This is a genomic window from Mycobacterium sp. E2479, assembly GCF_001667925.1.
In the GTDB taxonomy this organism is placed as follows: domain Bacteria; phylum Actinomycetota; class Actinomycetes; order Mycobacteriales; family Mycobacteriaceae; genus Mycobacterium.
Map to the genome: position 1 here is coordinate 1 of NZ_LZJR01000151.1, position 26932 is coordinate 26932.

A 26932-nucleotide genomic window follows, 5' to 3' on the forward strand; every position below is an offset into this window, starting at 1 on the left:
CGCACGCGATCGCCGTCGCGACAAAGGGCCTCGAAGCGGCGCGCGGCCGCACGGGTGTGCTGGTCGGCGGCCGGGCGACCTTGGAGGACGCCTACGCCTATTCCAAGTTCGCGCGAATCGTCCTGGACAGCAACGACATCGACTTTCGGGCACGCCCGAGCTCGGCGGAGGAGGCCGACTTTCTGGCCGCCCGGCCGCCGACCAGCACACCCGTGCGGCCGCGCGCCGCTTCGAGGCCCTTTGTCGCGACGGCGATCGCGTGCGACCACGCCGCCGGTTGCAGCGAGCCATCGGCGTCGCGGATCAGCGGAGTGGTGATCACATCGGCCTGGGTGGCGTAGGTGAACGCCCACCGGCCCTTGTCGCAGTTCCACTCTTCGTTGACTTCAGGGTCGTCGCCGGCCAGCCGGCGCAGCACCTTGCCGCGGCGGTGGTCGGTGCGCTGCGCGCACCCGGAAGCGCAGTGCTCGCAGACACTGGGGCTGGAGACCAAGTCGAACGGGCGGGCCCGGAACCGGTATGCGGATCCGGTCAGTGCGCCCACCGGGCAGATCTGCACGGTGTTGCCCGAGAAGTAGGAGTCGAACGGTTCGTTGGCGTAGATGCCGACCTGCTGCAGGGCGCCTCGTTCCTGCATGTCGATGAAGGTGTCGCCGGCGATCTGCTCGGAGAACCGGGTGCAGCGCGCGCACAGGATGCAGCGCTCCCGGTCCAGCAGCACCTGCGACGAGATGTTGATGGGCTTGGCGAAGGTGCGCTTGACGTCGGTGAAGCGGGAATCGGCGCGGCCGTTGGACATTGCCTGGTTCTGCAGCGGGCATTCACCGCCCTTGTCGCACATCGGGCAGTCCAGCGGGTGGTTGATGAGCAGCAGCTCCATCACACCGTGCTGGGCCTTGTCGGCGGCCTGGGAGGTGAGCTGGGTACGCACCACCATGTCATCGGTGGCGACTGTGGTGCACGAGGCCATCGGCTTGCGCTGGCCTTCGACCTCGACCAGGCACTGCCGGCACGCGCCGACCGGCTCCAGCAGCGGGTGGTCGCAAAACCGCGGGATCTGGATACCCATCAGTTCGGCGGCCCGGATCACCAAAGTTCCCTTGGGAACGCTGATTTCGTTGCCGTCGATGGTCAGCGTCACCATCTCCGGCGGACGCACCTCGTCGCCGGTTTCGGTTTTGGCCGCGCTAGTCATGGGCGCCGCTCCTCCTAACCTTTCGCGCCTTCGCGCTCAGCCGTCAGCATCGAGTCGCGTGGATCGAAGGGGCATCCGCCGCCCTCGACGTGCGCGACGTATTCGTCGCGGAAGTACTGGATCGACGACATCACCGGGCTGGCGGCACCATCGCCCAACGCGCAGAACGACTTCCCCAGGATGGTGTCAGAGATGTCCAGCAGCTTCTGGATGTCCTCGTCGGTGCCCTTGCCGGTTTCCAGCCGCTCGTAGATCTGATCCAGCCAGAAGGTGCCCTCACGGCACGGCGTGCATTTTCCGCACGACTCGTGCTTGTAGAAGTAGGTCCAGCGCCGCACGGCACGCACCACGCAGGTGGTCTCGTCGAAGATCTCCAGCGCCTTGGTGCCCAGCATCGAGCCGACGCCGCTGACACCCTCGTAGTCCAGCGGTACGTCGAGGTGCTCATCGGTCAGCAGCGGGGTCGACGACCCGCCGGGTGTCCAGAACTTGAGCCGATGCCCGGCCCGCACGCCACCGGCGTAGGCGAGCAACTCCCGCAGGGTGATTCCCAGCGGGGCCTCGTACTGACCGGGCCGGGCGACGTGGCCGGACAGCGAATACAGCGTGAAGCCCGGGGATTTCTCGCTGCCCATCGACCGGAACCAGTCCACGCCGTTGCCGATGATCGACGGCACGCTCGCGATGGTCTCGACATTGTTGATCACCGTGGGGCAGCCGTAGAGCCCGGCCACGGCCGGGAAGGGCGGGCGCAGCCGTGGCTGGCCGCGCCGGCCTTCCAGCGAGTCCAGCAGCGCGGTCTCCTCGCCGCATATGTAGGCGCCGGCCCCCGCGTGCACCACCAGCTCCAGGTCGAAGCCCGAGCCGTTGATGTCGCGGCCCAGGTAGCCGGCGGCGTAGGCCTCGGCCACCGCGTTCTGGACGCGGCGCAGGACCGGCAGCACCTCCCCGCGCACATAGATGAACGCATGGCTGGCCCGGATCGCGTACGCGGCGATGATGACACCCTCGACGAGGACATGCGGCGTCGCCAGCATCAGCGGGATGTCTTTACACGTACCGGGTTCCGACTCGTCGGCGTTGACCACCAGGTAATGCGGTTTGGCGGCCGCGCCGGTGTCGCCCTGCGGGATGAACGACCACTTCGTCCCCGTCGAGAACCCCGCGCCGCCGCGACCTCGCAGCCCAGAATCCTTCACCATCCCGATCACCGCGTCGGGCTCCATCGCCAGCGCCTTCTTCATCGCTTCGTAGCCGCCGTGGCGGTGGTAGGTCTCGAGCGTCCAGGACTCGGGATCGTCCCAGAATCGGCTGATGACCGGGGTCAGCGGCGTCGCCTGATTGTCGGAAGTCGTTGTCATCACTGACCTTCCGGCGCGCTGGGCGCCTCCATGCCGTGTTCCTTGGCTACCTTCAGGCCCGCCAGGGTGGCCGCGCCGGCGCCGCCCTGGCCCTGGTCGGGGCGCTCGTCGGGCAGGCCGGCGAGGATGCGCGACGTCTCGCGAAAGACGCACAGCGGAGCACCACGGGTCGGCGGCAAGGGCTCACCGGAACGCAGCGAGTCGACGAGTTCGCGCGCCGATTCCGGTGTTTGGTTGTCGAAGAACTCCCAGTTCACCATCACCACCGGTGCGTAATCGCAGGCGGCGTTGCATTCGATGTGCTGCAGCGTGACCGCCCCGTCGGCGGTGGTCTCGTCGTTGCCGACGCCCAGATGTTCCTTCAGGGCGTCGAAGATCGCATCGCCACCCATGATGGCGCACAACGTGTTTGTGCAGACACCCACCAGGTAATCGCCGGTGGGGCCGCGCCGATACATGGTGTAGAAGCTGGCCACGGCGGACACCTCGGCCCCGGTGAGCCCCAGCTGCTCACCGCAGAACTCCAGGCCCGCCGGTGTCAGGTAGGAATCCTGGGATTGCACCAGGTGCAGCAAGGGCAACAGCGCCGAACGCTTGTCGGGGTAGCGGCCGATGATCTCCTTGGCGTCGACCTCCAGCCGGGCCCGCACCTCGGGTGGATACATCTTGGGGGCACCCTCGACGACGAACGCGTTGGGCTCGTCGGGCGGTGGTCCGAGCCGGATGAAGACCGGCTGTCCCTGCGGCCCGGTCACCGGTCCACCCCGCCCATGACCGGGTCGATGCTGGCGACCGCGGTGATCAGGTCGGCCACCAACCCGCCTTCGCACATCGCGGCGACCGACTGCAGATTGGTGAACGAGGGGTCTCGGTAGTGCACCCGGTAGGGCCGGGTGCCGCCGTCGCTGACCATGTGCACGCCCAGCTCTCCGCGCGGCGATTCGACGGCCGTGTAGACCTGGCCCGCCGGAACCCTGATGCCCTCGGTGACCAGTTTGAAGTGGTGGATCAACGCCTCCATCGAGCCGCCCATGATCTTGGCGATGTGTTCCGGTGAATTGCCCAAGCCGTCGGGGCCCACCTTCAAGTCGGCCGGCCAGGCGATCTTGCGGTCCTCGACCATGATCGGACCGGGCTTCAGCTTGTCCAGGCACTGCTCGACGATCTTGATCGACTCCCACATCTCGTTGACGCGAATCATGTAGCGCCCGTAAGCATCACACGTATCTTCGGTGATCACGTCGAATTCGTAGTTTTCGTATCCGCAGTACGGTTCGCTCTTGCGCAGATCGTGGGGCAGCCCGGTCGCACGCAGGATGGGACCGGTGATCCCCAGCGCCATGCAACCGGTCAGATCCAGATATCCGACGCCTTGGGTGCGGGCCTTCCAGATGGCGTTCTCGTTGAGCAGACCGCTCATGTCGCGCAGCACCTGCTTGAGTTCCTTGAGGCCGTCGACGATCTCGGTCTCCGCGTTGGGCGGCAAATCCTGCGCAACGCCGCCGGGTCGGACATAGGCGCTGTTCATCCGCAGGCCGGTGATCGATTCGAACAGGGTCAACACGATTTCGCGCCCGCGGAATCCGACGAACATCGGGGTCATGGCGCCCAGCTCCATGCCGCCGGTGGCCAATGCCACCAGATGCGACGAGATCCGGTTGAGCTCCATCATCATCACCCTGATGACGTTGACCCGCTCCGGAATCTGATCGGTGATGCCGAGCAGCTTTTCCACACCCAGGCAGTAGGCCGTCTCGTTGAAAAACGGCGCGAGGTAATCCATTCGGGTCACGAACGTGACACCCTGGGTCCAGTAGCGGTATTCGAGGTTCTTTTCGATGCCGGTGTGCAAATACCCGATGCCGCACCGGGCGTCGGTGATCGTCTCGCCCTCGATCTCGAGGATCAGCCGCAACACGCCGTGCGTCGACGGGTGCTGGGGCCCCATGTTGACGATGATGCGCTCGCCGGGATCGACACCGCGGGCGGCTTCGACGACCTTGTCCCAGTCCTGGCCGCCGGCGACCACGAACGTCTCGCCGGCGCCGTCATGCGTCGATTCAGTGGTAGTGCTCATTAGTTGTACGCTCTCCGCTCGTCGGGCGGGGGTATCTGTGCGCCTTTGTATTCGACCGGAATTCCCCCGAGGGGGTAGTCCTTGCGCTGGGGGTGCCCGTGCCAGTCGTCGGGCATCTCGATTCGGGTGAGCGACGGGTGCCCGTCGAAGATGATGCCGAAGAAGTCGTAGGTCTCCCGCTCGTGCCAGTCGGTGGTCGGATAAATCCCGAACAGCGATGGAATGTGCGGATCACCGTCGGGCACAGACACTTCCAGGCGCACACGGCGATTGTGTGTGATCGACTGCAACGGATACACCGCGTGCAGTTCGCGTCCCGTCTCGTGCGGGTAGTGCACCCCGCTGACGCCCAGGCACATCTCGAAGCGCAGTTGCGGGTCGTCGCGCAACCGGTGAGCAACCCGCTCCAGCGCGTCGCGGCGCACGTGCAAGGTCAGTTCGTCGCGGTACACCACGACTTTTTCGATGGCGTCATTGAATTCGATGTTGTCCTTGTTCAAGGCCGCGGCCAGTCCGTCGACCACCTCGTCGAAGTAACCGCCGTAGGGTCGTGGACTGCTGCCCGGCAGCAGGACTTCGCGCACCAGCCGCCCGTAACCGGACGTGTCACCCGAGCCCTCGACGCCGAACATGCCGCGGCGCACGTCGATGACCTCTTCGTCGGCGCGGCTGATCGCTTCCTTGGGATCCTGACGCGGTGAGCTCATCGCAGCAGTCCGCGCATCTCGATCGTGGGCCGGGCCGACAGTGCCGCCTGCTCGGCTTCGGCGATTGCGGTTTCCCGGTTGACGCCCAGCGGCATCTCCTGAATCTTCTCGTGCAACTTCAGGATTGAGTACAGCAGCATCTCGGGGCGGGGTGGGCAGCCGGGCAGATAAATGTCCACCGGAACCACGTGATCGACGCCCTGCACGACCGCGTAGTTGTTGAACATCCCGCCGGACGACGCGCACACGCCCATGGCGAGCACCCATTTCGGCTCGGCCATCTGGTCGTAGATCTGTCGCAACACCGGAGCCATCTTCTGGCTGACCCGCCCGGCGACGATCATCAGATCGGCCTGCCGGGGGGTCGCCGAGAATCGCTCCATGCCGAACCGGGCGATGTCGAATCTTGGTCCAGCCGTTGCCATCATCTCGATGGCGCAGCAGGCCAACCCGAACGTGGCCGGCCACAGTGAGTTCTTGCGGACGTAGCCCGCGACCTTCTCGACTGTAGACAGCAGAATCCCGCCGGGCAGCTGTTCCTCCAGACCCACGTCCTACCTCAATCCCACGTCAGGCCGCCGCGGCGCCACACATATGCGTAGGCCACGAAAACCGTCAGCATGAAGATCACCATTTCGACAAGAGCGAATGTGCCCAGCGCGTCATAGCTGACGGCCCAGGGATACAGAAACACGATTTCGATGTCGAAGACGATGAACAGCATCGCGGTGAGGTAGTACTTCACCGGAAAGCGCTGCCCGGCCGTCGCATGCGGACCGCTCACCGATGTCTCTGTGGGTTCGATCCCACACTCGTACGCCGACATCTTCGATTTGTTGAATCGTGACGGGCCGGCCAGGCTCGCGATCGCCACCGAGCCCACGGCAAAGGCAGTGGCAATGGCGCCTAGCACCAAGATGGGTATGTAGACGTTCAACTCGCTCCATGATCCGTCGTACGAGCCGCCTGCAGCGGCCAGGCGGTAACCGGGCTGCTGTGACGAACCGGGCCGCGGCCCGCCACAGTGATTTACAACATAGCGTCGCGGCGCGCGGCGCGCTTGCCCGGGGTGGGCATTCTGCAGCATCGGCGGCGCCATGTTGCGCTGCGCTGCGCAAACTCGATAGGCGGTGAACAAAGGCTCGCCGCCGTTTGCGATCGGCCGTACCTGCCGATGCGGGAGCACCAGCAAAGGCGCGGCTACGCCGATCGCTGCGGCGTTGAAGATCAATGGCGTCGCCAGGGCGGACCGGACCTCTCCAGCAACGTCGCGATCAGCTGTGGTCGCCTTCCCGGCGGGGGCGAAGTTGTCAGGACTGCCGCATTCGGCTGGGGCGAAACGGCCCCGGCTAAGGCTGGGTTGGATCAGCGAACCGGGGCCCGTAGCAAGCTGAGCACCGTGCGGCCCAGCAGGATGGGGTCGATGGGATGCGGCACCACGCCCTCGGCACGCGACCAGGAGGCCAACCACGCATCGTCACGGCGCCCGGTCAGCACGATGAGGGGTGGGCAGGTCTCGAGTTCGTCTTTGAGCTGCTTTGCGATTCCCATGCCCCCAGTCGGGGTCGCCTCGCCGTCCAGGATGGCCAAGTCGATGCCGCCCTTGTCCATCGTCGCCACCACCATGGGTCCGGTCGCCACCTCGACGTAGCTCAGCTCGGGCAGGTCGGGATGCAACTGCGTGCCCAGCGCTCGCATCACCCGTTCGCGGGTCTGGACATTGCTGCTGTAGACGAGGATCCGCAGGGCGACGTTGGATTGCGGGGTGGAGTCGGACACGGTGCAGATGCTACTGGTGTCACAGCCGGTTCAGCCCGGTGCCCGCCGAAATCCTCATTGCGTTACCCGCACGAAGATGGTGTCCGCGGCGACCGTTGCCGTCGAGCTCACCATGCCGCCCCGGTTCCAGCCCAGATCGAACCGGTCCCGATCGAGCTTGGTTTCTCCAGTGATTCGCACCGAGCCGTCCTCGAGCTCGGAGATGGTGACGGGGAACGGCACGTCCGCGGTGACCCCCTTGATGGTGAAGCTGGTCCGAAGGTCGGCGGCCTTGCCTTTCTTCGGGTGCACCGCGGTGACGACGACACTGATCTCCCCGAAGCGGTCGACGTCGAAGAAGTCGGCCGAGCGCAGGTGTTTGTCGCGACGGCCGATGCCGGTGTCCAGCGAGGCGGCGCGGATGTCCATGCGGCCGAAAACCGCTCCCTTGCTGGTCAGTTGGCCGTCGCCGCTGAAATCGGTGAAGCGGCCCTTGACGTTGAGCAGGCCCCACATGTTCTTGATTTTGAAAGTGATGGCCGAGCGATCCGGGGCCAGGTTCCACACACCGGCCATGTCGGGATCGTGAAGCAGCGTCTCCAATGTCGTCATCGTCACCCCCAATGTGTCGTGGCGAATGTAGCGCTAGTTCATCAGCGGCGCGATCCCGGCGGGATCGAAGTATTCGTCGATCCGCTCGATCAGGCCGTTCGTGCCCACCCTGATCACGATGCAGACCCGCAGCGAGATCGACTGCCCGGCACGCCCGGTTGCGTGCAGGATGTGCTGCTGGACGAAGCCGCGGGCGGATCCATCATCGAAGAGCTGCCGGTCCAGGATTTCGTAGCGACGCTGGGTGGTGGCGCCGATGAACCAAGCGATCACCCGCAGCGCGCGCGTCTTGTCGTCGTCGCGCCGCGAGCCGACGCGCCACACCGCGATGTCGTTGCTCCACATCGCGTCAACCGCGGCGACATCGCTTCGCTCGATCGCCGTGAACAGGCGATTGGCCGCATCGAGGACCGTTTCGGTGCTGGAAGCGGGCATGTCTGGCTCCTATCCGATCGTCGAGCTATTCGCTGTCGTATCCGGGGTGGGCGACGGCCAATCGGCGTCGCACCAGGACGCGCAGGCAGGCGGTGACCCGTTCTGCTTGCCCGTCCATGTCGCCGGCCCGTATCGCGGCGGCCAGCTGTGCCTCATCGGCGAAGCCCAAGCCGGCCAGCGCCGAGCGGGACTCCGCGCCGCTCTCGTCGAGCAGTTCGCGCTCGACGATGCGCAGTGCGTTGGCCGCGACCCGGGAGTGAAAGTTGACCTGTCCTTCGGTGGCCGCGCGCACGTCGGTTTCCAGGAATTCGGCGACCGCGGCCACGAGTTCGGCGGCCAGCGGGCGACCGTATGCGGCGTTCATCGGCCCGGACCCGATCGCCCGCTGCTTCCCCTCGCCGCTGCGCGGCGCGCATCGTCCCCGGGCACCTCGAGCAGGTTGAGAAGGTCCCATTCCGTCTCGCAGACGCGACGACCGATCGTCGCCAGCTCGACCGAACGGTTTTGCCCGCTCAGGTGCCGTTCCGCTTGGAAGCGGCAGATGACACCCCAGCGCAAGGTAGCGAGCACCAGCCACCAGTGAAACGCCACGCGGTCGACCGTAGTCGCGCTGGCTTGTTCGTAGGCTCGCAGGAAGCTTTCGATGCTGCCCAGGCCGCCGGCCCCCAGGCTGGCCGGTGCGCCGAATCGCCAGGCCCGGATGCAGAACCATGCCAGGTCTTCGTACGCCTCCCCGACGTGTACCAGCTCCCAGTCCAGCACCGCGGCAAGGTTCGACCCGTCGACAATAAGGTTGCCCATCCGAAAGTCGCCGTGTACCAACACCGCCGGCGACGGCTCGGGACGGTGAGCGGCCAGCCAGCGAAATCCCCATTCGAAAGTTGCGGTGGTGTCGCCCATGTCGTCGAGGCGTTGACGCCATTCGGCAAGTTGGTCTTCGTGGGTCAGGCCTAAGACGTCCGTGTCGGCGCGGTGAATGGCGGCCACCGCCTGCGCGCACTGCTGCAGCAACCGGGTGCGGGATCCGTCGGCGCCCTCGAGTTGGCGCTGGATGCGCCGCACGATGGTCTCGCCCTCGATCTCGTCACAGATCAGGAAGGGATTACCCAGTGCGGCGGGCGAATTGTCGGCGATCAACACGTGCGGGACCGGCGCGCCCGCTGCCGCCGCGGCGGCCTGCGTCCTGGCCTCGAGTTCCATGCCGGCATGTACATCATCGGGAGGGCCGGTGCGCAGGATCAGCGCACGACGCCGCGCGTCGGTGACCGCCTCGAACGCCCAGGTGGTCCTGCTGGCGCCACCGGTCAACGCCCGTAGGTTCTCCACCGCGGTGTCGGCGCCGATGGCACCCGTGAGCACCTTGGCCAGCTTGGTGCCCAGTTTCGCAGACTCGACGCTGTCCATCACTTCTTGCCGAATTTGAACAGGCGTTGGGCCACCCGGCGAATTTGAATTTCCTCCGCGCCCTCGGTGATCCGGTAGCGACGATGATGGCGGTAGATGTGTTCGAACTGCTCGTGGCGGCTGTAGCCGAGGCCGCCGTAAACCTGCATCGCGCGGTCGGCGGCGTCGCAGACCAGCCGGTTGGCGCGGTAGTTCGCCATCGAAACCTTGTCGGAGACCTCCATATGGTGGTCGCGGTCCAGATGCCACGCGGCGTACTGCACCAGCAGCCGCACCATCTGCGCTTCGGTCTGCAGCTCGGCCAGCGGCCACTGCACGGCCTGGTTGACCGACAGGGGCTTGCCGAACACCTTTCGGCCGGCGGCGTATTGGGCGGCGCGGTCGATGCAATACTGCGCCGCGCCCAGGCTGCTCGCAGCCTGCCGAATCCGGTTCTCGTGCAAGAAGGTTTGCGCTACCTCCAGCCCGCTGTCCACCTCGCCGAGGACCGCGTCGGCGGGGATCCGAACATCGGTCAGCTCGACTTCGCCGTGGTCCGTGGGCATGTTGAAGGTCCACCAATAGTAGGGAACGTCGAATCCGGGCGAATCGGTCGGCACCAGGAACGCGGTGATGCCCCGGGCGGCCCCCGGCTCGCCGGAGGTGCGTGCGAAGACCAGGTCGTGGGTGGCGCGGTGCACGCCGGTGTTGAACCGCTTGGAGCCGTTGATCACCCAGCCGTCACCGTCGCGTTCCGCGTGCGTCTCCAGCCACGTCGCATCCGATCCGTGTTGCGGCTCGGTCAGGCCGAACGCCATGGACCGTTCCCCGGTGATCAACGCCTCTGACCACTCTTTGCGTTGCTTCTCGGTGCCGAAGCGCTCCATCATGATCACCTGCGGGAAGTTTCCGACGATCGACGATTCGTTCTGCAGGTCGTTGTGTAAGCCAAGGCCCTTGTGCGCCAGGTGTTCCCGGATTACTGCCATGTCGACGTTGGTGCCGTCGCGGCCGCCCAGTGAGGCCGGCAACCCGTAGCGCAGCCAGCCGGCCTCATCGGCTCGCCTACGCATCTCGGAAAGCAGGTCTTCCCACTCGCGCGTCGGGATCCCGTCGTTGTCCCAATCGGTGCGCGCATGCTCGCGACGCTGATCGAAGTACTGCATGTTCTCGCGTTCTAGCGGCTTGATCTCGACCTCGATGAATTCATCAATCTCGGCGAGCACGCCGGGAAGGTGCTCTGGCAGAGTGAAATCCACGTCTTCTCCTAAGGTCTCGTGAGGCCGCCGTACAGGGTTTTCTTCCAGACCGTCGATAAGGTTGCAATGGCGTCTTCATCGCTGATGTTCAGGCCGAGGCCCGTGGGGCCGGACGGTCCGACGAACACGGTAGTGAAGCTCTCGAACAGCAACGCGATGGCCGCCGCGATGTGCTCGGGGTGCAGCTCGGCGCCGTAACCCTGCTCCTGTGCCCGGCGCACCGAAGCCGCCACGAGATCCATTCCGAACCGCCGGAATTCGTTCTGCACCGCCGCGAAGCGCTGTTGGGTGGCGGCCAGCTGGGCCACGGCGATCATGATGCCGATGTTCTGCTTGAACAGGTTCCAGTAGCCGGTGACCACCGAGGTGAAGAACGCGTCGTCATCGGGGGAGTCCGGCAGGTGAACGCTCAATCCGGACGGCGCCACCACCTCGTGCAGGAACGACTCCGCGAGGGCGGCCAGCAAGTCTTCCTTGTCGGTGAAGTACCGGTAGAACACCGCCGGCGATTTTCCCGCCGCCGACGTGATGTCGGCCAGGGTCGTGCCGTGAAAGCCCCGTTCGGCGAACAGTTTCCGGGCGGCCTGCTCGATGGCCTGCCTGGTCTGGCGGCCTTTGGCGGTCAGCTCGCGGTTCGCCTCCGGGGCCGACATCAGTTCCGCATCCGGTCACCGGCGCGCAACAGGGCGCTCGGCAGATCGTGCCCCACCAGCGACTTCGCCACCTTGGCCGCGGCGATGGTGGCCTGCAGGTCGACGTCCACGTCGAAGCCGCTGTCGGCGAGGAGGTAGACGAGATCCTCGGTGGCGATGTTGCCGGTGGCCCCGGGGGCAAAGGGGCAGCCGCCGAGGCCGCCGACCGACGCGTCCAGCCGGCTCACGCCGGAGCTGACCGCGGCGTAGGCGCTGGCCAGCCCGGAGCCCCGGGTGTTGTGGAAATGCCCGCCCAGCGGCAGGTCGCCCAGAACCGGACGCAGTTGTGCGATCAGCGAACTCACCCGTCCCGGGGTGGTGGTGCCGATGGTGTCGGCAATCGACAGGCGGTCGGCGCCCCGGTCGCGGGCGGCCGCGGCGATCTCGAGCACCCGCTGCGGCGGGGTGGGGCCTTCGAACGGTGAGTCCCAGGCGGTGGCGATGATGACCTCGACGGCGACGTTGCTGTCGTGTGCGATCGCAACGATCTCGTCGATCTGGTTGGTGGCCTCGGCGCTGGTGCGCCCGACGTTCGCCTTGCTGAAGGTGTCGTCGGCGGCCACCACGTACTCGATGGAGCGCAACCCCGCGGCGACGGCCCGCTTGGCTCCATTGGGACTTGCCACCAAGGCCGAGAATTCGATGTCAGGGTAGTCATGCAGATGGGCGGCGAGCTCGGCGGCATCTGCCATCGACGGCACCTTCGTCGGGGAGACGAATGCGGTGACCTCGACCTCGCGCACCCCGGTGGCCGCCACCGCGGCCAGCAGTTCGAGCTTGGCGGACAACGGGATCGGCGTTTCGATCTGCAGACCGTCGCGCAGTGCCACTTCTCGAATCTCAACGTGTGTCATTGGAGCCGCTCCTGTCCGCTGCGCTCTGCATCGTCGTCGCCGCGTGTCATAGCACTTCCTCGGCGCGCAGCTGCTCGAGCTCCTCGGCGGTCTTGCCCAGCAGCCCGATGTAGACGTCGTCGTTGTGCTGTCCCGGGCGCGCCGGGCCCGCGTTGCGGACTCGTCCCGGCGATTCCGAAAGCACCGGCACGATGCCCGGCCCCAACACGTTGCGCTGCACCCGCTCGTCGTAATGCTCCACCAGCATGCCGCGGGCCCGCAGCTGCGGGTCGGTGACCACCTCGGCAACCGTGTTGATCGGTCCGGCGATCACCCCTGCGGCGGAGAGGGTTTCGATGATCTCACCGGGCCGGCGTTGCGCGGCCCACGCCCCGATGATGTTGTCGAGTTCGTCTTGGTTGCGGCCCCGGGCGACGTGTGTGGCGAACCGGTCGTCGGTGGCGAGCTCCGGGCGGCCCATCGCCTTGCACAGCCGGGCGAAGACGGTGTCCTGGTTTGCGGCGATCACCACCCACGAGCCGTCGGCGCTGCGGTAGATGTTGGACGGGGCGATGCCCTCCAGGCGGGTGCCCGAGGGTCCGCGGACCACCCCGCCGACGTCGTAGTCGGGAATCGTGGACTCCTGTACGGCCAAACAAGATTCGGTCAGCGCGACGTCGACCACCTGACCGCGCCCCGTGACGCCGCGTCGGTACAGCGCGGCCAGCGCACCCTGCGCGCCGAACATCCCGGCCAGGCTGTCACCGAGCGAGAGCGCCAGCCGGGGCGGCGGGCCACCGGGAAAACCGTTGAGGTGCCGCAGCCCGCTGGCCGCTTCGGCGACCGAGGCGTAACCGGCCTTGGTGGCGTCGGGCCCGGTCTGCCCGTAACCGGACACCCGGACCAGAATGATGCCCGGATTGCATTCGCTGAGCACGTCGTAGCCCAGGTGCCACTTTTCCAGGGTGCCCGGTCGGAAGTTCTCCACCACGATGTCGGATCTCTCGACGAGGTCGCAGAACAGTTCGCGGCCGCGGGGGTGGCGCAGGTCCAGGGTGATCGCCTTCTTGTTGCGCGCGTGCACCGTCCAGAAGACGTGCTGGCCGTCGAGTTCGGCTTGACCCCAGGTGCGTAGGGGGTCCGGCGCTCTGGGCAGTTCCACCTTGATGACGTCGGCGCCCATGTCGCCGAGCAGACGGCCCGCGAAGGGCCCGGCGATCAGGGTGCCCAGTTCGAGCACCCGAACGCCGTCCAGCGGGCCGGCTGGTGTCATGCGCTCATCCTTGACTCGCGAAATCGTGTCGCACCAGCCAGTCGGTGACGATGGTGACGGCGGTCCGCAGCGCGTCGCGCTGGTCGGGTCCTGCGTAATAGTGTGTGGCGCCCGGGATTTCGTGCATCTCCTTGTCCTCGTGTCCGATCGCCTGAAACAGCCGCCGGGTGTGGCTGGGCGTGCAGGCGTCATCCGCCAGGTTACCGATCACCAGCGCGGGAATCGCGATGTCGGGCCCGCAGGTCAACGCGTCGCCTCTGGCGTCGTCGTAGCTCCATTGCGAAAGCCAGCCGCGCAGGGTGGAGAACCGGGCCAGCCCGACGGGGCCCATGTTCACCACCCGAGGATCCCCCAGGTAGCAGGTGCCGGGCGCCCGCTCGTTGGGATCGACGGTCGGGTCCAGCCAGCGCGGGTCGGCCATGGTGCCGTGCACGACGAAGCCGAACTCGTCATCGGGGCGGCCGGCGGCTGCCAACTCGGCCAGCTTGTCCTTGACCCATGCGGTGATGCGCCGGTTACGGTCGATCTGCGCCTGCCGGTAACGGTCCAGGAATTCTTGGCTATAAGGCGGCTGATTGGGGTTGTCGGGGTTGTAGAGGTCCAGCTCGGGATCGCGTTTGGTGGGGTCGGCTTCGTCGAGGATCGATGCGTCCAGCCATTCGGTCAGCGTGCCGTGCCGGCTGATGTGCGCGGCAAGCAGCATGATGCCGTCGGCGACGGGCAGGTCGAGTTTGGTCAGGTCGGGGCCGTCGCCGGTCGGGCTGGATGTGATGGTCGGCTTCTGTGCCTGTTGCTGGTAGAACACCGACAGCGAACCGCCGCCACTCCATCCGGCCAGCACCACCTTCTGGTAGCCGAGCCGCTTCTTGGCGTCCTTGATGCACTCGCCGAGATCTTCGACGACCTTCTCCATCAGCAGCGCCGAATCCGTGCCACGGAACCGACTGTTGCAGTAGATGACGTGGTGGCCGGCCCGCGCAAGCGCGTTGATCATCGGCAGGTAGGCACCGCCGCCGATGGGATGCATGAACACCAGCACGGTGTCCGACGGCCTGTCCTTGGGCTTGAGCAGGTAGCTTTCCAGGACGGTGATCTCGGCCAGGCCGCCGTAGACGTCTCGTACTCCGGAGTTGTTCTGAAAGGCAACGAGATAGGGGATCCGGTCGTACTCGAACTTCCTGGGTTTCACGGCGGTGGTCATCGACGCCACTCCTTTTCATCGCTGCGTTTCGCATCGTTGCCGGCGTGTGTCATCAACGTTGTCCTAGGTCGTGGGCCAATACCTCGGCCGACGGAATCAGCCGCCGGCGTGTGTCGATGGCGATTACCTGCCAGTCGACGCGGGAGTAGTCACCGAATTTGCGGCGCGCCCGTTCACGGGCCTTCTCCGGTGCGCCGTGATGAACCCCTTGCGGCGCATGGGAAATCAGGCCAGGTGGCATCGGGATGCCGTACAGCGAACCGCCGTGGAAGAAGGCGATCTCGTCGTAGTCGACGTTGCGGTGATACCACGGTGTGCGTTCGGTGCCGGGAATTCCTTCGGCGGGCTTGGGCAGGAAGTTCATCACGTAGACACCGGTGGCCTGCATGAACAGGTGCACCGTCGGCGGCAGGTGGACACTGTCGGACGTGACCACGTTGTAGTCGGCGATGTTGAAGGTGAACGCGAAGTTGTCCCCGCGCCAGCCTTCGACGTCGAGCGGATTGTGTTGATAGAGCAGCGTTGTCGGGCCGCCTTCGTGGACGAGCCGGACCTCGAATTCGCCGTCGGACTCGTCGGCCGGCGCCGGCTCGGGGATGACGGCCTGCGACGGGTCGAAGGGGAAGTGGCGGCCCAGGGCACCGGGCGGTGGCACCCTAAACTCGTCGGTGGCCTCGATCATCAGCATCGTCGTCGCGCTGTCGGGCAGCTGGCGCCAGGTGCATGCCTTCGGGATGTACAGCCAGTCGCCCTCCCGGTAGCGCAGGGGCCCGAATTCCGTCTCGGCCAGACCGCTGCCCTGGTGGACGAAGCACAGCAGGTCGCCGTCGACATGACGGATGAAGAACGGCATCGGCTCGTGACGACGGCTCAACAGAATTCGACAGTCATCGTTGCTGAACATCAGCAACGGACCACCGTCAGCGTCGGTGGCATCGCTGGGCTTGAGCTCGCTGGACAGCACGTCGATGGGGCGCAGCGGGCCGATCGCCCGATACGCGGTGGGGTCGTGACGCCGGTACAGGTTGGCGGTGCGGCCGGTGAACCCGCCGCGGCCCAGCTCGTCGTCCTTGAGGCCGTCGAGGTCGGCGTGCAGGCGGCGCGGTGTTCGTCCTTTTCGCAGGTGCACAAAGGATTCCATTGGACGGCTCCTCCGAGGGGGACCAGTAGCATTGCAAAACTGAAAGTGACATTACTTTCTCTTTTTGGCTCGCACAAGGGTGGCCACTTTGCGCCACCGGCACACGCCGTCACAATCGCCACAGGCGCCTCAGGCGGAGACGATATGTTTTGCGCCCACCTCACAGCGACAACGCCAGCGGGGGCGAAACCGGCGGACGGTGTCGCTATGAGGTCGGCAAACATTCGATTGCCCCACGACGAAACTGCTGTGGCGGATGGTGCCAAACGCGGCGGCTAAACGCGGATGCGCAGCACGACCTTTCCCTTGGCGCTGCGGTTCTCCAGGGAGGCGACTGCGGTCGCGACTTGCTCCAGCGGGTAGGTGATCGGCTCGGGCGGGGCCAGCTCCCCGGAGGTCAGCAAGCGCTCGAGTCCGGCCCACTGCTCGTCCAGCGCGCCCGGGTGCGTCGCTGCCCAGGCGCCCCAACCCACGCCGACCACATCAATGTTGTTGAGCAACAACCGGTTTACCTTGACAGTGGGGATCTCGCCGCCGGTGAATCCGATGACCAGCAGCCGCCCGCCGGGGGTGAGGGAGCGCAGGGAATAGGTGAACCGGTCGCCGCCGACCGGGTCGACGACGATGTCGACGCCACGGCCGTGCGTCAACTCCTTCACCGCGTCTTTGAAACCGTCGGCCAGCACTACGTCCGTCGCGCCGGCCGCGGTGGCGATGTCGGCCTTGTCCTGCGTGCTGACCACGGCGATGCTGCGCGACGCGCCCAGCGCGGGCGCCAGCCGCAGCGCCGAGGTCCCGATGCCTCCGGCCGCGCCGTGCACCAGGACCGTCTCGCCGCGCTGCAGTCGGCCGCGGACGGTCAGCGCGAAGTACACCGTCAGGTCGTTGAACAGCAGGCCGGCGCCCGCCTCGAAGCTCACGTTGTCGGGCAGCTTGAACACCCGGTCGGGGGCCAACACCGCGACCTCGGCCATGCCGCCGGACAGCATCGTGAGGCCGACGACCCGGTCGCCCGCGCGCACGTTCGCGCCCTCGGGCGCCGACCGCACCACGCCGGCGATCTCGGCGCCGAGCACGAAGGGCAACTCCGGGCGGTACTGATAGAGGCCCCGGGTGAGCAGGGCGTCCGGAAAGGCCACCCCGGCGGCGTGCACGTCGACGACGACCCCGTCACCCGACGGCTCATCGATGTCGGTCAACTCGACCGCGTCCGGACCATCGAGCCGAGTCACCTGTACCGCGCGCATGCCAGCAGAGCCTACTGCCGGCTCAAAATCCGCCCGCGACCCGCACCACGGCCCGGCCGGAGAATGTGCCGGCGCGCAGCTGATCGACCACGCCGACGACGTCCTTCACGTCGACATCGCTGACCAGCGAGTCCAGGTGGCGTGGCCGCAGCGAATCGCCGAGCCGGGACCACAATTCGCGGCGGGGCCCGATGGGCATCAGCACCGAGTCCATGCCCAGCAGCGCGATGCCGCGCAGGATGAAGGGCAGCACCGTGGTGTGCAGCGCCGGGCCGCCGGTAAGGCCGCTGGCGGCCACCGCGCCGCCGTAGTCGACGGTGCTGAGCACGTCGGCCAGCGTCGCGCCGCCCACGCAGTCCACGCCTCCCGCCCAGCGTGCTTTGCCCAGTGGCCGTGGCTTGACGTCGGGGTCGGCGGGTAACCGGCCGATAACCTCCGCGGCGCCAAGGGCTTTGAGCCGGTCGGCGGCGTGGGGCTTGCCGCTCGAGGCGACCACCTGGTAGCCGGCGGCCGCGAGCAGGTCCACACTGATCGAGCCGACGCCGCCGGTGGCCCCGGTGACGACGACGGGACCGGCGTCCGGCGCGATGCCCCAGTCGATCAGCGCCTGCACGCTCATCGCGGCGGTGAAACCCGCCGTGCCGATCGCGGCGCCCTCGTGTGGGCTCAATGCGCCGAGCGCCACCACCTGGTCGGCCGGCAGGCGTGCGTATTCCGCGTAGCCACCGTGGTGGCCGGTGCCGATCGCATACCCATGGGCCAGCACCTGATCGCCGACGGCGAAGTCGGCCGACGCGGACTCCACGACCTCACCGGTCAGGTCGATGCCCGGCACCACCGGGTAGTCGCGCACCACGCCGCCACCCGGCGTCAATGCCAGCGCGTCCTTGTAGTTGACACTCGAATAGAGGACCCGGATGGTCACCTCGCCGGGCGGTAGGTCGGAGTGGTTCAGCGTCTGGACCGACGTGGTTATCCGGTCACCATCTTGTCGCGCGACGAGCGCGTGAAACGCGTCCATGATTCGACGCTAACCTCACCGTATGGATCCCTTTCCACTAGGTGGGTTTTCGGTCAACCGCGTCGGCTTCGGTGCCATGCAATTGCCCGGGCCCAACGCGTTCGGACCGCCGCGCGACCGTGACGAAGCGCTGGCCGTGCTGCGCCGCGCGGTCGAACTGGGCGTCAACCACATCGACACCGCGCAGTTCTATGGCCCCGACGTCGCCAACGAGCTGATCCGCGCCGCGCTGCATCCCTATCCGCAGAACCTGGCGCTGGTCAGCAAGGTCGGCGGGCGCCGGGACGACAGTGGCGCCTGGTTGCCGGCGGGCGCGCCGGGCGAGTTGCGCCACGACATCGAGACCAACCTGCGCAGCCTCGGCGTCGAGCAGTTGGCCGTGGTCAACCTGCGGGTGTTCGAAAGCGACGGCCCGGATCCTGAGTTCGACGAGCAACTCTCGGCCATGATCGAGGCTCGCGACCAGGGACTGATCGGCGGAATCGGGCTGAGCAACGTCAACCGCGAGCACCTGCTGCATGCGTGCGGGCGCACCGAAATCGCCTGCGTGCAAAACGCATTCAATCTGGTGCATCGGGAGTCAACCGCGGTTCTGCAGGAATGCGCGGCGCGGGGGATCGCCTTCGTCCCGTTCTTCCCGCTGGGTGCCGCCTTCATGCAGCCCAACCCCGTGCTCAGCCATCAGGTGGTTCGGGAGACCGCGCGGCGACTGGGCCACACACCGGCTCAGGTCGCATTGGCGTGGACGCTGCACGTGGCGCCCAATGTGCTGCTGATCCCCGGCACCTCGTCGGTGAGCCACCTACAGGAGAACCTGGACGTCGCGTCCATCGAACTCGATGACGACGCCCGCGAGCGCCTGGACGCGATCGCTACTTGAGTTCGGCGGAGGACAGGCCCAGCAGGCGGCGCGCGACGACCAGCTGCTGGATCTGCTGCGTGCCCTCAAAGATGTCCAGGATCTTCGAATCGCGCGCCCATTTCTCCAGCAGTAACTGCTCGGAATAGCCGGTGGTGCCTGCCAATTCGACGCTCTTGAGCGTGACGTCAGTGGCCATGCGGCCGGCCTTGGCCTTGCTCATCGACGCCTCCTTGGAGTTCGGGATCTTGTTGTCGGCCTGCCACGCCGCCCGCAGCGAGAGCAGGTAGGCGGCCTCCCAGTCGGCTTCCATCCGGATGAACTCCGCCGCCGCAGCGCTCTGGGCGTGCGAGGGCTTGTCGTAGGAGATCTCCACACCGGCCTCGGTGAGGATCTTGCGAATCTCTTCCAGCGCGGCACGCGCGACACCGACGGCCATGGCCGCGACGATGGGCCGCGTGTTGTCGAAGGTCTCCATCACTCCGGAAAAGCCCTTGCCCACCTCGATTTCGGGGTTGCCGAGCAGGTTTTCCTTCGGAATGCGGGCATTGTCGAACCGGATCACCGCGGTGTCGGAACCCTTGATGCCGAGCTTGTGCTCGAGCCGTTCGACCGTGACACCGGGATGCTCGCGGGGCACGACGAACGACTTGATCGCCGCGCGGCCCTTTGACTTGTCGAGCGTCGCCCACACCACGATATGGGTGGCGCGGGAGCCGGCCGTCACGAAGATCTTCTCGCCGTTGATCACATACTCGTCGCCGTCCAGGGTGGCCGTCGTCGACACCGCGGCCGAGTCCGATCCAAAGCCGGGTTCGGTGATCGCCATTGCCGCCCATACCTTGCCCAGGCGCTCCAACTGCTCCTCGTTGGCCACGGCCGAGATGGCCGCGTTGCCCAACCCCTGGTAGGGGACCGACAACATCATCGCGAGGTCACCCCAGCTGGCTTCCAGCGTCTGCAGCAGCGCGGCCATGTTGGCGCCGTTGTGGTTTTTGTCGCGTTCTTCGTCCTCGCCGCCCAGCGCGTTCGCCCCCGCGAATTCGATTGACTCCGAGGCCCCTTCGAAGAGGCTGAACAAAGTGTCGAGCTCGACCGGGTACGCGTGTTCCTTGAGGTCGTACTTGCGGGCGATCGGGCGCATCAACTCGGCGGCGCCCTGGTGCGTCTTGGTCGCGACCGCCTGCATCTTGCGGGGAAGTTCCAAATTTATTGCCATGATTGAACTTTCAGCTTGGGTTGATTAACGACTTAGATGACGACGACGCCCTCGGCAACGCCGATGGCCCGCAGGTCGCGGTACCAGCGTTCGACCGGGTGCTCTTTCGTGTAGCCGTGGCCGCCGAGCAGCTGAACGCCGTCCAGGCCGATCTGCATGCCCTTGTCGGCGCCGAGCCGCTTGGCCAGCGCCGCCTCGCGGATGAAGGGCAGGCCCTGCTCGGCACGCGCGGCACCGCGCCAGGTGATCAATCGCAGCCCGTCCAGTTCGATGGCGATGTTGGCGCACATGAAGGCCACCGCCTGGCGGTGGGCGATCGGCTCACCGAAGGCCTCGCGTTCCTTCACGTACGGGACGACGTAGTCGAGCACCGCGTGCGAGGTGCCGACGGTGAGCGCGGCCCAGCCCAGCCGGGCCAGCGCGACGGCCTCGGAGTAGTCCGCGTCGGTCGCTTCGTCCTCACCCAGCCGCGCGTTCGGCGGCACCGTCACCCCGGAGAGTTCAACGTGGCCAAGGGCCGCCGCGCGGATACCCATGCTCGGATCCGCTTTCACGGTAAGGCCTTTCGCCGAAGACTCGACGATGAACAGGGCCGGCTTGCCATCCAGTTGGGCGCCGATAACGAAAAGCTCGGCATCGGCAGCAGCCGGGACCAATGATTTCACCCCGTCCAGCCGGTAGCCGCTTGGCGTGCGTACCGCGGCGGTCTTCAGCCGGGTGGGGTCGAAGAGCGGTTGCGCCTCGGCGATGGCCACGCATGCTTGGGGCACGTTCTCACCGGCGAACTCGGGAAGGTAGGTGGCCTGCTGGTCCGCGCTGCCCCAATGGGTCAGCGCGGAGGCCACGCCCGCCGGGGCGAGAAGCGGCAACGCCAGACCCATGTCGCCGTAGGCCAGCGCCTCGGCCACCAGCACGTTGGTCACGCTGGACCGGTGTGCGGCGATGCCGTCGAAATCCTCGGGGATGTTGATCGCGGTGATGCCCAGCTCGGCGGCCTTGGCGATCAGCTCGTGCGGATACGTCGCCGCTTCGTCGGCGTCGTGCGCGGCGGGCCGCAGCACTTCCTCGGCGAAATCGTCGAGAGTCTCGACGATCATCTTCTGCTCGTCGTCGGGCGTCAGGTCGAAGTAGTCCTTGCCGCTGGACTTGAGCCGGGTCGGCCCGCCGCGCAGGTTCTTGATCCGTTTGAACTCTCGAGAAGAGGCGGCGGCGGTGGAGAAGACCGTCTTGGTGCCGTAGCGCAGCGCGCGGTTGAGCGGGTCCCGCAGCCGGTATTTATCCAGGAACTCCTGCCCGACGAGCGGGGTGATCAGCGCGATCGCGATGTCGACTCCGCTGCGTTTGTGGGTCTGGAGCCCGACGGCGGACTTGTGGTCGCGCCGTTTGGTGCGAGAGCGGGTGGATGTCTGTTTGGAACCGGAACCGGTCATTTTCAGCAGCCTCAGGTCGTTGGGCAATGCGGATATGCCCGATCTTACTCCGGAGTAAGATCAGAGAGAACACTTGTTAACTAATTCACAGCGGGGTGGGGGCGAGGCCCCCGAGGACCTGCTGCTGCAACAGGCCGTTGGTGGCTACGGCGCTGCCATGGTGCGGTCCCGCGCTGCCGTCCAGCGCCGTCAGCACCCCGCCCGCTTCGCGCACCAAGACGTCGAGCGCCGCGAGGTCCCACACCGACACTTCCGGTTCGGCGGCGATATCGACCGCACCTTCGGCGAGTAGGCAATAGGACAAAAAGTCGCCGAAGGCGCGCACCCGCCACACCGCGTCGGTCAAAGCGATGAATTGGTCGCGCAGGCCGAGCTGCGCCCAGCCGGACAGGCTGGAGAACGAAAGGCTGGCCGAACTCAGTTGTGCCACTGAGGAAACCGAGATTTGGCGCGCAGGCGCACCGTCGACGGCTACGAAAGCACCCCGGCCGCGCGCGGCCCACCACCGGCGCTGCAACGCCGGGGCGCTCACGGCGCCGACGACGGGGACAGCGTCTTGCAACAACGCGATCAGCGTCGCCCACACCGGCACTCCGCGGACAAAGTTCTTAGTGCCGTCGATCGGGTCGATGATCCACTGACGTCCGGTGAAGACGGTGTCGCCACCGAACTCTTCGCCGACAATGCTGTCGTCGGGCCGTTCGCGCGCGAGCGCCTCGCGCAACTCCGTTTCGACCGCGCGGTCGGCGTCGGTCACCGGCGTCAGGTCGGGTTTGGTGTCGACACGCAGGTCGAGCGCGCCGAATCGCGCGGAAGTCAACATGTCTGCGCGGTCGGCCAGCGTCAATGCCAGCGCCAGATCATCCTGACTCATGACGCAGTCTTATCACGGTCCTACCATGGCCTCGTGTGGGAATTCGGGCTGCTGCTCCTGCTGATGGCCGTATTGGCGGTGTTCCTCGTCCAGCGGTTCGTTCCGCGCGGCCCCCGCGGTGAGCTGCTGAGCGGCACATTGCTGGTGACCGGGATAAGTCCGCGCCCGGACGCCGCCGGCGAGCAGTTCGTGACCATCGCCGGCGTGATCAACGGCCCCACCGTCAACGAACACGCGGTGTATCAGCGCATGGCCGTGGACGTGAATCAGTGGCCGACCATCGGCCAGCTGTTCCCGGTGGTCTATTCGCCGAAGAATCCGGACAACTGGCGGTTCGCTCCCGCGGAACCACCCGCCCCGCCCGGGCCGCCCGCGCCACCCGAATCGCCGCAGCCGCCCGCGGACTGAGCGCCGGTCGACCCGCCGCCGACGGGCGCGCCCCTGGTCAGGCGCGGTGGTTGAGGTTATCGACCACGCCCTGCAGCATCTCGGGATGCCGCAGAAACGGCGTGATGATGTCGACGGGCAACGGGAACACGACGGTCGAGTTCTGATCCGCCCCCAACTCCAGCAGCGTCTGTAGGTAGCGCAACTGCAGCGACGCCGGACTCTTCGACAGGGTCTCCGCGGCTTCGCGCAGTTCCTCGGATGCCTGGAGCTCCCCACGGGCGTTGATGACCTTGGCGCGGCGTTCGCGCTCTGCTTCGGCCTCGCGGGCCATCGCACGCTGCATCGACTCGGGGATTTCGACGTCCTTGATCTCCACGACGCGCACTTGCACGCCCCAGGGCTCGGTCTGCTTCTCGATGATCGTGCGCAGATCGCTGTTGAGGTCCTCGCGGTGTGCCAGCAGCGTGTCCAGGTCCGCGCGGCCCAGCAACGAACGCAGTGTCGTCTGAGCGATCTGCGACGTCGCCACCGCGTAGTTCTCCACCGCCAGAATCGCTTTCAGCGGTTCCATCACCTGGAACATCACGACGGCGTTGACCCGCGCCGGCACGTTGTCCCGGGTGATCACCTCCTGCGGCGGAATGGTCAACGTCACCAGTCGCTGGTCGACCCGAATCATCCTGTCCACCAGGGGAATCAAGAACCGTAACCCCGGGCCGTACAGTGGCCGTGCGTGGCCCATCCGGAACACGACTCCGCGTTCATACTCGCGTAGCACGGCCAGTGACCACGTCGCGAGCACGGCAAGCAGGACCATCCCCGCGCCGATCAGGCCGACCACAAGAGCAGTCATGTTGCGTTGTCCTCCTTGCTTGTCCAGCCGCCCCACCGAGTGGAGTACCGGTCGATTGCGGCGGCCACCTGGTCCTCGATCGCGGTGCGGTGCGGCAGGTGTTCGGGCGCGTTGGACGGCGTGTACCACAGGTGGCGGACCAGCGGCAGCCCCAACACCGCGACGATCAGCACAGTAGCCGTCAGGACCATCGCATCTGCGGCCGAATGGTCGGCCACTAGCGTCGCCAGCGGCAGCACGATCCCGAGTCCGGCGACGCAGCAGGCGATTCCACGGTGAAACCGCCCGGCGTCCGAATGCGGCCACGGGTCGACCTCGCGGCTTATCTCACGGCCGTGCTCAGAGCTCGTGCAATCGGATTTGACGGGACAGCTATTGCAGACCACCGGCAGCGCGCGATACCGCATGACCCGATGTGTGGGGTCGAAGGAAGTGGGCCACAGCCAATGATTTTGCGGACATACCCATGCATCATGGTCGGGCCGGTAGGTGAATCGGCCCGTGCGCCAGCGTGCTGCGTGCGCCGACGCCCGTCGGGCCATCACATCGAAACTCCAGCCGACGGCCAGCAAGGCCAGGGAATACCCGGCGATCATCCACACCGAGGTGGTCGGCGCGGCCACCGGTCAATCCTCTGCCGGCACCGCGGCACCGGTCTGCGGCTCGGTCTCGGTGTACAGCGGGTTTTCCGGCAATTCGTCGACGGGCGTACCCGACCGGAAATTGCGCAGCGCGGTCCAGGCGATCCAGACGAACGGCACCACACCGCCGACGATGAGGATGGCGTCACCCGGTAGCCGGAGCCACTCCAGCACCGCGTTACCGGGCTTGGTGATGTAGCCCAGTGACCGCGCCTCGAAGTAGCCGTCGTTGACCGAGTGGTAGAGCTGCAGCACGCCCAGCGGCAGCAAGGTGGCGAATACCATCCACGCGAGACCGATGTTCATGCACCAGAACGAGATTCGCGCGAGTTTCTCAGGCCACTTGTCGGGCGGGATCACGTAGCGGAAGGCGAACATGGCCAGGCCTACGGCGAGCATGCCGTACACGCCCATCATCGCCGCGTGCGCGTGGTTGGCCGTCAGTGCGGTGCCGATCTGGTAGTAGGACACCACCGGCAGATTGATCAGGAAACCAAAGATGCCCGCCCCCAGGAAGTTCCAGAATCCCACCGCGACCAGGAACATGACGGCCCAGCGGTGCGGGAACGGGTTGGCGTCACCGGATTGTTGACGCGCACCGAGTTGCAGGAACGCCCACGCCTCGACGGTCAGGAAGGTGAGCGGGATGACTTCGGCGGCCGAGAAGAAGGCGCCCAGCGCCATATGCTCCACCGGAGTGCCGGAGAAGTACAGGTGGTGCATGGTGCCGATGACGCCGCCGGCCGAGTACAAGATGACGTCGAGGAAGATCACGCCCAGCGCGATCCGCTCGCGCACCACGCCGAGCAGTACGAACATGTAGGCCACCATCACGGTGGTGAACAGCTCGAGGAAGTCTTCCACCCACAGGTGCACGACCCAGAACCGCCAGAAGTCCGCGACGGTGTAGTGGGCGTCGCTGCCGGCCAGCAGGCCCACCGCGTAGAAGCCCGGGATCGCCAGCCCCGAGAAGAAGAACAGCCAGGGCATGTTCATCTTCGACTCGCCCTTGAGCCTGCCGCGAATCCCGCGCCAGATGATGGCAATCCACACGAACATGCCGATGATCAACAGGATCTGCCAAAGGCGTGGCAGGTCAAGGTACTCCCATTGCTGAGAGAACAGTCCGCCAGCCGGGATCACGCCGTAGATGGACAGCGCCTCACAAATCAGCGACCCGAACACCACCAGGGCGACCGCACCCAGCAGCACGTACGCCAGCAACGCCTGGCGCCTGGGCTCGCGCCGGGCGATGAACGGCACCAGGAAGATGCCGCCGGCCAGGAAGGCGGCCGCGGTCCAGAACAGCGACAACTGCAGATGCCAGGTGCGGGCCAGGTTGTAGGGCAATACGCGGGCCAGATCCAATCCGAAGAAGTTGGACAGGTCGGCGCGGTAATGCTCGGCCGCGGCACCCAGCAGTGTCTGGGCCAGGAACAACACCGACACGATCGCAAAGAACCAGATGCAGGCGCGCTGCGCCGGCGTGAGGCTCACCTCACCGGGCTGGCGGAAGGACAGGGTGGAGGATTCGGCGCTGTGCCAGCCGACCTTCTGGCTCCAGCGGCCGTAGACCGCGAACATGATCCCGATGCCGCCAAGCAATGCGATGAGCGACAGCGCCGACCAGACGATGACCGCCGCGGTGGGGCCGTTGTCGACGCGCGGTTCGGCCGGCCAGTTGTTGGTGTAGGTGTACTTGTGGCCGGGACGTTCGGCTGCCGCGGCCCAGGCCGTCCAGGCGAAGAATGCCGTGAGGTCGCGGATCTGCGCCTTGTCGGTGATCATCCGGGGCAGCAGCCCGTATTTCGTCGAGTTCTCACCGAAGTAGGCGGCGTACTGGCTTTGGATGTGGTCGAAGGCCACGGCTTGGTGATCGGTGAACACCAACGTCTTGGTGGCGGGGTTATACCGGTTGGTGCGGAATTCGGTGACGACCCGCTCGTGCGAATCGGCGATGCCCTGCGCGCGAAGTTGACCGGCGACGTCCTGGGTGGCGGTCCGCAGATAGTCGGCGGTGTAGTCGGGGCCCAGGTAGGCGCCGTGGCCGAGCACCGAGCCGTATTCCATCAGCCCGCGGGCCTGGTAGAGCTCTTGGCCCCGGGTGATGTCCTGGCCGGTGAACAGGACCTGGCCCGATTCGTTGACGACTTTGTCCGGCATCGGCATCGAAGCCGAATACGTTCGGTAGGCCAGGATGCCCATCACCAGGAAGCCGAAGATCATTACCAGGGCGACGCCTTGAACCCAGCCCCTTCCGACCAGGGGCGCAGACGATGACTGTTGAGCGGAGGTCTGCTGAGCGGTCATGCGCGAGGTCTCCCGTCTGGGCGGTGGGTGGTGGTGCCCGCTGACTCAGATGTCAAACACAACTGCTTTTTGTCCGCATCTAATACTCGATCTCTGTCGCCACGATGACAACAGTCAATTCGGCGGGTTGACCGGACCATAGGGTCCAATGGCACCTATTT

At 66.4% G+C, this 26932-nt stretch carries 27 protein-coding genes and 1 pseudogene; 2 read left to right on the forward strand and 26 right to left on the reverse strand.

The annotated features are described in order from the left end of the window. Nucleotides 1-172 precede the first annotated feature (172 nt). The 20 genes and pseudogenes from A5686_RS22140 to A5686_RS22235 form a co-directional block, all read right to left on the reverse strand. A pseudogene (locus A5686_RS22140) lies at nt 173-1195 on the reverse strand (2Fe-2S iron-sulfur cluster-binding protein); the annotation flags it as partial. Nucleotides 1196-1209: 14 nt separating this feature from the next. Continuing rightward, on the reverse strand, nt 1210-2556 hold the full coding sequence (gene nuoF / locus A5686_RS22145) for an NADH-quinone oxidoreductase subunit NuoF (protein WP_067938677.1): 1347 nt from the start codon (nt 2554-2556) through the stop codon (nt 1210-1212). Beyond that, complete coding sequence (gene nuoE, locus A5686_RS22150) at nt 2556-3311, reverse strand: NADH-quinone oxidoreductase subunit NuoE (RefSeq protein ID WP_067938679.1); 756 nt, start codon at nt 3309-3311, stop codon at nt 2556-2558. The genes nuoF and nuoE overlap by 1 nt, the downstream gene beginning before the upstream one ends. Further along, on the reverse strand, nt 3308-4633 hold the full coding sequence (gene nuoD / locus A5686_RS22155; protein WP_067938681.1) for an NADH dehydrogenase (quinone) subunit D: 1326 nt from the start codon (nt 4631-4633) through the stop codon (nt 3308-3310). The genes nuoE and nuoD overlap by 4 nt, the downstream gene beginning before the upstream one ends. Continuing rightward, nucleotides 4633-5340, reverse strand: a complete 708-nt coding sequence (locus A5686_RS22160; RefSeq protein WP_067938683.1) for an NADH-quinone oxidoreductase subunit C — start codon at nt 5338-5340, stop codon at nt 4633-4635. Before A5686_RS22160 ends, nuoD begins: the two co-directional genes overlap by 1 nt. Continuing rightward, nucleotides 5337-5891, reverse strand: a complete 555-nt coding sequence (locus A5686_RS22165) for an NADH-quinone oxidoreductase subunit B family protein (RefSeq protein ID WP_067938687.1) — start codon at nt 5889-5891, stop codon at nt 5337-5339. Before A5686_RS22165 ends, A5686_RS22160 begins: the two co-directional genes overlap by 4 nt. Nucleotides 5892-5899: 8 nt before the next feature. Further along, the gene (locus tag A5686_RS22170) at nt 5900-6277 is read right to left on the reverse strand and encodes an NADH-quinone oxidoreductase subunit A (RefSeq protein ID WP_007772880.1); all 378 of its coding nucleotides are present in this window, start codon (nt 6275-6277) and stop codon (nt 5900-5902) included. Between the two features lie 428 nt (nt 6278-6705). Further along, a complete protein-coding gene (locus tag A5686_RS22175) occupies nt 6706-7119 on the reverse strand; it encodes a response regulator transcription factor (protein ID WP_067938690.1) in 414 nt (137 codons plus the stop codon). A gap of 54 nt (nt 7120-7173) precedes the next feature. Next, nucleotides 7174-7710, reverse strand: coding sequence for a YceI family protein (locus A5686_RS22180; RefSeq protein WP_067938692.1), 537 nt, complete (start codon nt 7708-7710; stop codon nt 7174-7176). Between the two features lie 33 nt (nt 7711-7743). After that, nucleotides 7744-8145, reverse strand: a complete 402-nt coding sequence (locus A5686_RS22185) for a nuclear transport factor 2 family protein (protein WP_067938694.1) — start codon at nt 8143-8145, stop codon at nt 7744-7746. A 25-nt stretch (nt 8146-8170) separates the two neighbouring features. Further along, on the reverse strand, nt 8171-8509 hold the full coding sequence (locus A5686_RS22190) for a DUF6285 domain-containing protein (protein ID WP_067938696.1): 339 nt from the start codon (nt 8507-8509) through the stop codon (nt 8171-8173). After that, complete coding sequence (locus A5686_RS22195; RefSeq protein WP_067938698.1) at nt 8506-9549, reverse strand: phosphotransferase family protein; 1044 nt, start codon at nt 9547-9549, stop codon at nt 8506-8508. The genes A5686_RS22190 and A5686_RS22195 overlap by 4 nt, the downstream gene beginning before the upstream one ends. Further along, the gene (locus A5686_RS22200; RefSeq protein ID WP_067938700.1) at nt 9549-10787 is read right to left on the reverse strand and encodes an acyl-CoA dehydrogenase family protein; all 1239 of its coding nucleotides are present in this window, start codon (nt 10785-10787) and stop codon (nt 9549-9551) included. Before A5686_RS22200 ends, A5686_RS22195 begins: the two co-directional genes overlap by 1 nt. A gap of 8 nt (nt 10788-10795) precedes the next feature. After that, nucleotides 10796-11440 (reverse strand): TetR/AcrR family transcriptional regulator, encoded by a 645-nt coding sequence (locus A5686_RS22205; protein WP_067938702.1) that lies wholly within the window; start codon nt 11438-11440, stop codon nt 10796-10798. Beyond that, entirely contained in the window at nt 11440-12333 is an 894-nt protein-coding gene (locus A5686_RS22210; protein WP_067938704.1) for a hydroxymethylglutaryl-CoA lyase, read from the reverse strand. Before A5686_RS22210 ends, A5686_RS22205 begins: the two co-directional genes overlap by 1 nt. 46 nt (nt 12334-12379) lie before the next feature. Beyond that, nucleotides 12380-13585: a CaiB/BaiF CoA-transferase family protein gene (locus tag A5686_RS22215; RefSeq protein ID WP_067938706.1), complete on the reverse strand. Its 1206-nt coding sequence runs from the start codon at nt 13583-13585 to the stop codon at nt 12380-12382. 4 nt (nt 13586-13589) lie between these two features. Further along, nucleotides 13590-14786, reverse strand: a complete 1197-nt coding sequence (locus A5686_RS22220; RefSeq protein ID WP_067938709.1) for a S9 family peptidase — start codon at nt 14784-14786, stop codon at nt 13590-13592. 52 nt (nt 14787-14838) lie between these two features. Beyond that, entirely contained in the window at nt 14839-15927 is a 1089-nt protein-coding gene (locus tag A5686_RS22225; RefSeq protein ID WP_067938711.1) for a homogentisate 1,2-dioxygenase, read from the reverse strand. Between the two features lie 275 nt (nt 15928-16202). Further along, entirely contained in the window at nt 16203-17174 is a 972-nt protein-coding gene (locus A5686_RS22230) for an NADPH:quinone oxidoreductase family protein (protein ID WP_067938713.1), read from the reverse strand. 22 nt (nt 17175-17196) lie between these two features. Beyond that, nucleotides 17197-18195 (reverse strand): acryloyl-CoA reductase, encoded by a 999-nt coding sequence (locus A5686_RS22235; RefSeq protein WP_067938714.1) that lies wholly within the window; start codon nt 18193-18195, stop codon nt 17197-17199. 22 nt (nt 18196-18217) lie between these two features. Between A5686_RS22235 and A5686_RS22240 the strand changes: the two genes are divergently transcribed. Further along, entirely contained in the window at nt 18218-19075 is an 858-nt protein-coding gene (locus A5686_RS22240; RefSeq protein WP_067938716.1) for an oxidoreductase, read from the forward strand. On the opposite strand, the gene A5686_RS22245 is transcribed toward A5686_RS22240, so the two are convergent. The 3 genes from A5686_RS22245 to hisN all read right to left on the reverse strand — a co-directional run bounded on the left by A5686_RS22245 (nt 19068) and on the right by hisN (nt 22577). Further along, nucleotides 19068-20273 carry an acyl-CoA dehydrogenase family protein gene (locus tag A5686_RS22245; protein WP_067938718.1) on the reverse strand — a complete coding sequence of 402 codons (1206 nt, stop codon included), beginning with the start codon at nt 20271-20273 and terminating at the stop codon, nt 19068-19070. The two genes, A5686_RS22240 and A5686_RS22245, sit on opposite strands and share 8 nt — an antisense overlap. Before the next feature lie 32 nt (nt 20274-20305). Next, nucleotides 20306-21703 carry an acyl-CoA dehydrogenase family protein gene (locus tag A5686_RS22250; protein ID WP_067938774.1) on the reverse strand — a complete coding sequence of 466 codons (1398 nt, stop codon included), beginning with the start codon at nt 21701-21703 and terminating at the stop codon, nt 20306-20308. Nucleotides 21704-21788: 85 nt separating this feature from the next. Further along, complete coding sequence (hisN, locus tag A5686_RS22255) at nt 21789-22577, reverse strand: histidinol-phosphatase (protein ID WP_067938721.1); 789 nt, start codon at nt 22575-22577, stop codon at nt 21789-21791. A 63-nt stretch (nt 22578-22640) separates the two neighbouring features. Between hisN and A5686_RS22260 the strand changes: the two genes are divergently transcribed. Next, nucleotides 22641-22985 (forward strand): hypothetical protein, encoded by a 345-nt coding sequence (locus A5686_RS22260; protein WP_156750194.1) that lies wholly within the window; start codon nt 22641-22643, stop codon nt 22983-22985. Nucleotides 22986-23022: 37 nt separating this feature from the next. Here the strand turns inward: A5686_RS22260 and A5686_RS22265 are convergent, their stop codons facing one another. From A5686_RS22265 to A5686_RS22275, 3 genes are read right to left on the reverse strand one after another with little or no spacing between them, the layout of a single operon-like run. Further along, entirely contained in the window at nt 23023-23820 is a 798-nt protein-coding gene (locus A5686_RS22265; RefSeq protein WP_067938776.1) for a slipin family protein, read from the reverse strand. Continuing rightward, entirely contained in the window at nt 23817-24443 is a 627-nt protein-coding gene (locus tag A5686_RS22270) for a hypothetical protein (RefSeq protein ID WP_067938725.1), read from the reverse strand. Before A5686_RS22270 ends, A5686_RS22265 begins: the two co-directional genes overlap by 4 nt. Nucleotides 24444-24446: 3 nt before the next feature. Continuing rightward, complete coding sequence (locus tag A5686_RS22275; RefSeq protein WP_067938726.1) at nt 24447-26771, reverse strand: nitric-oxide reductase large subunit; 2325 nt, start codon at nt 26769-26771, stop codon at nt 24447-24449. Nucleotides 26772-26932 lie beyond the last annotated feature (161 nt).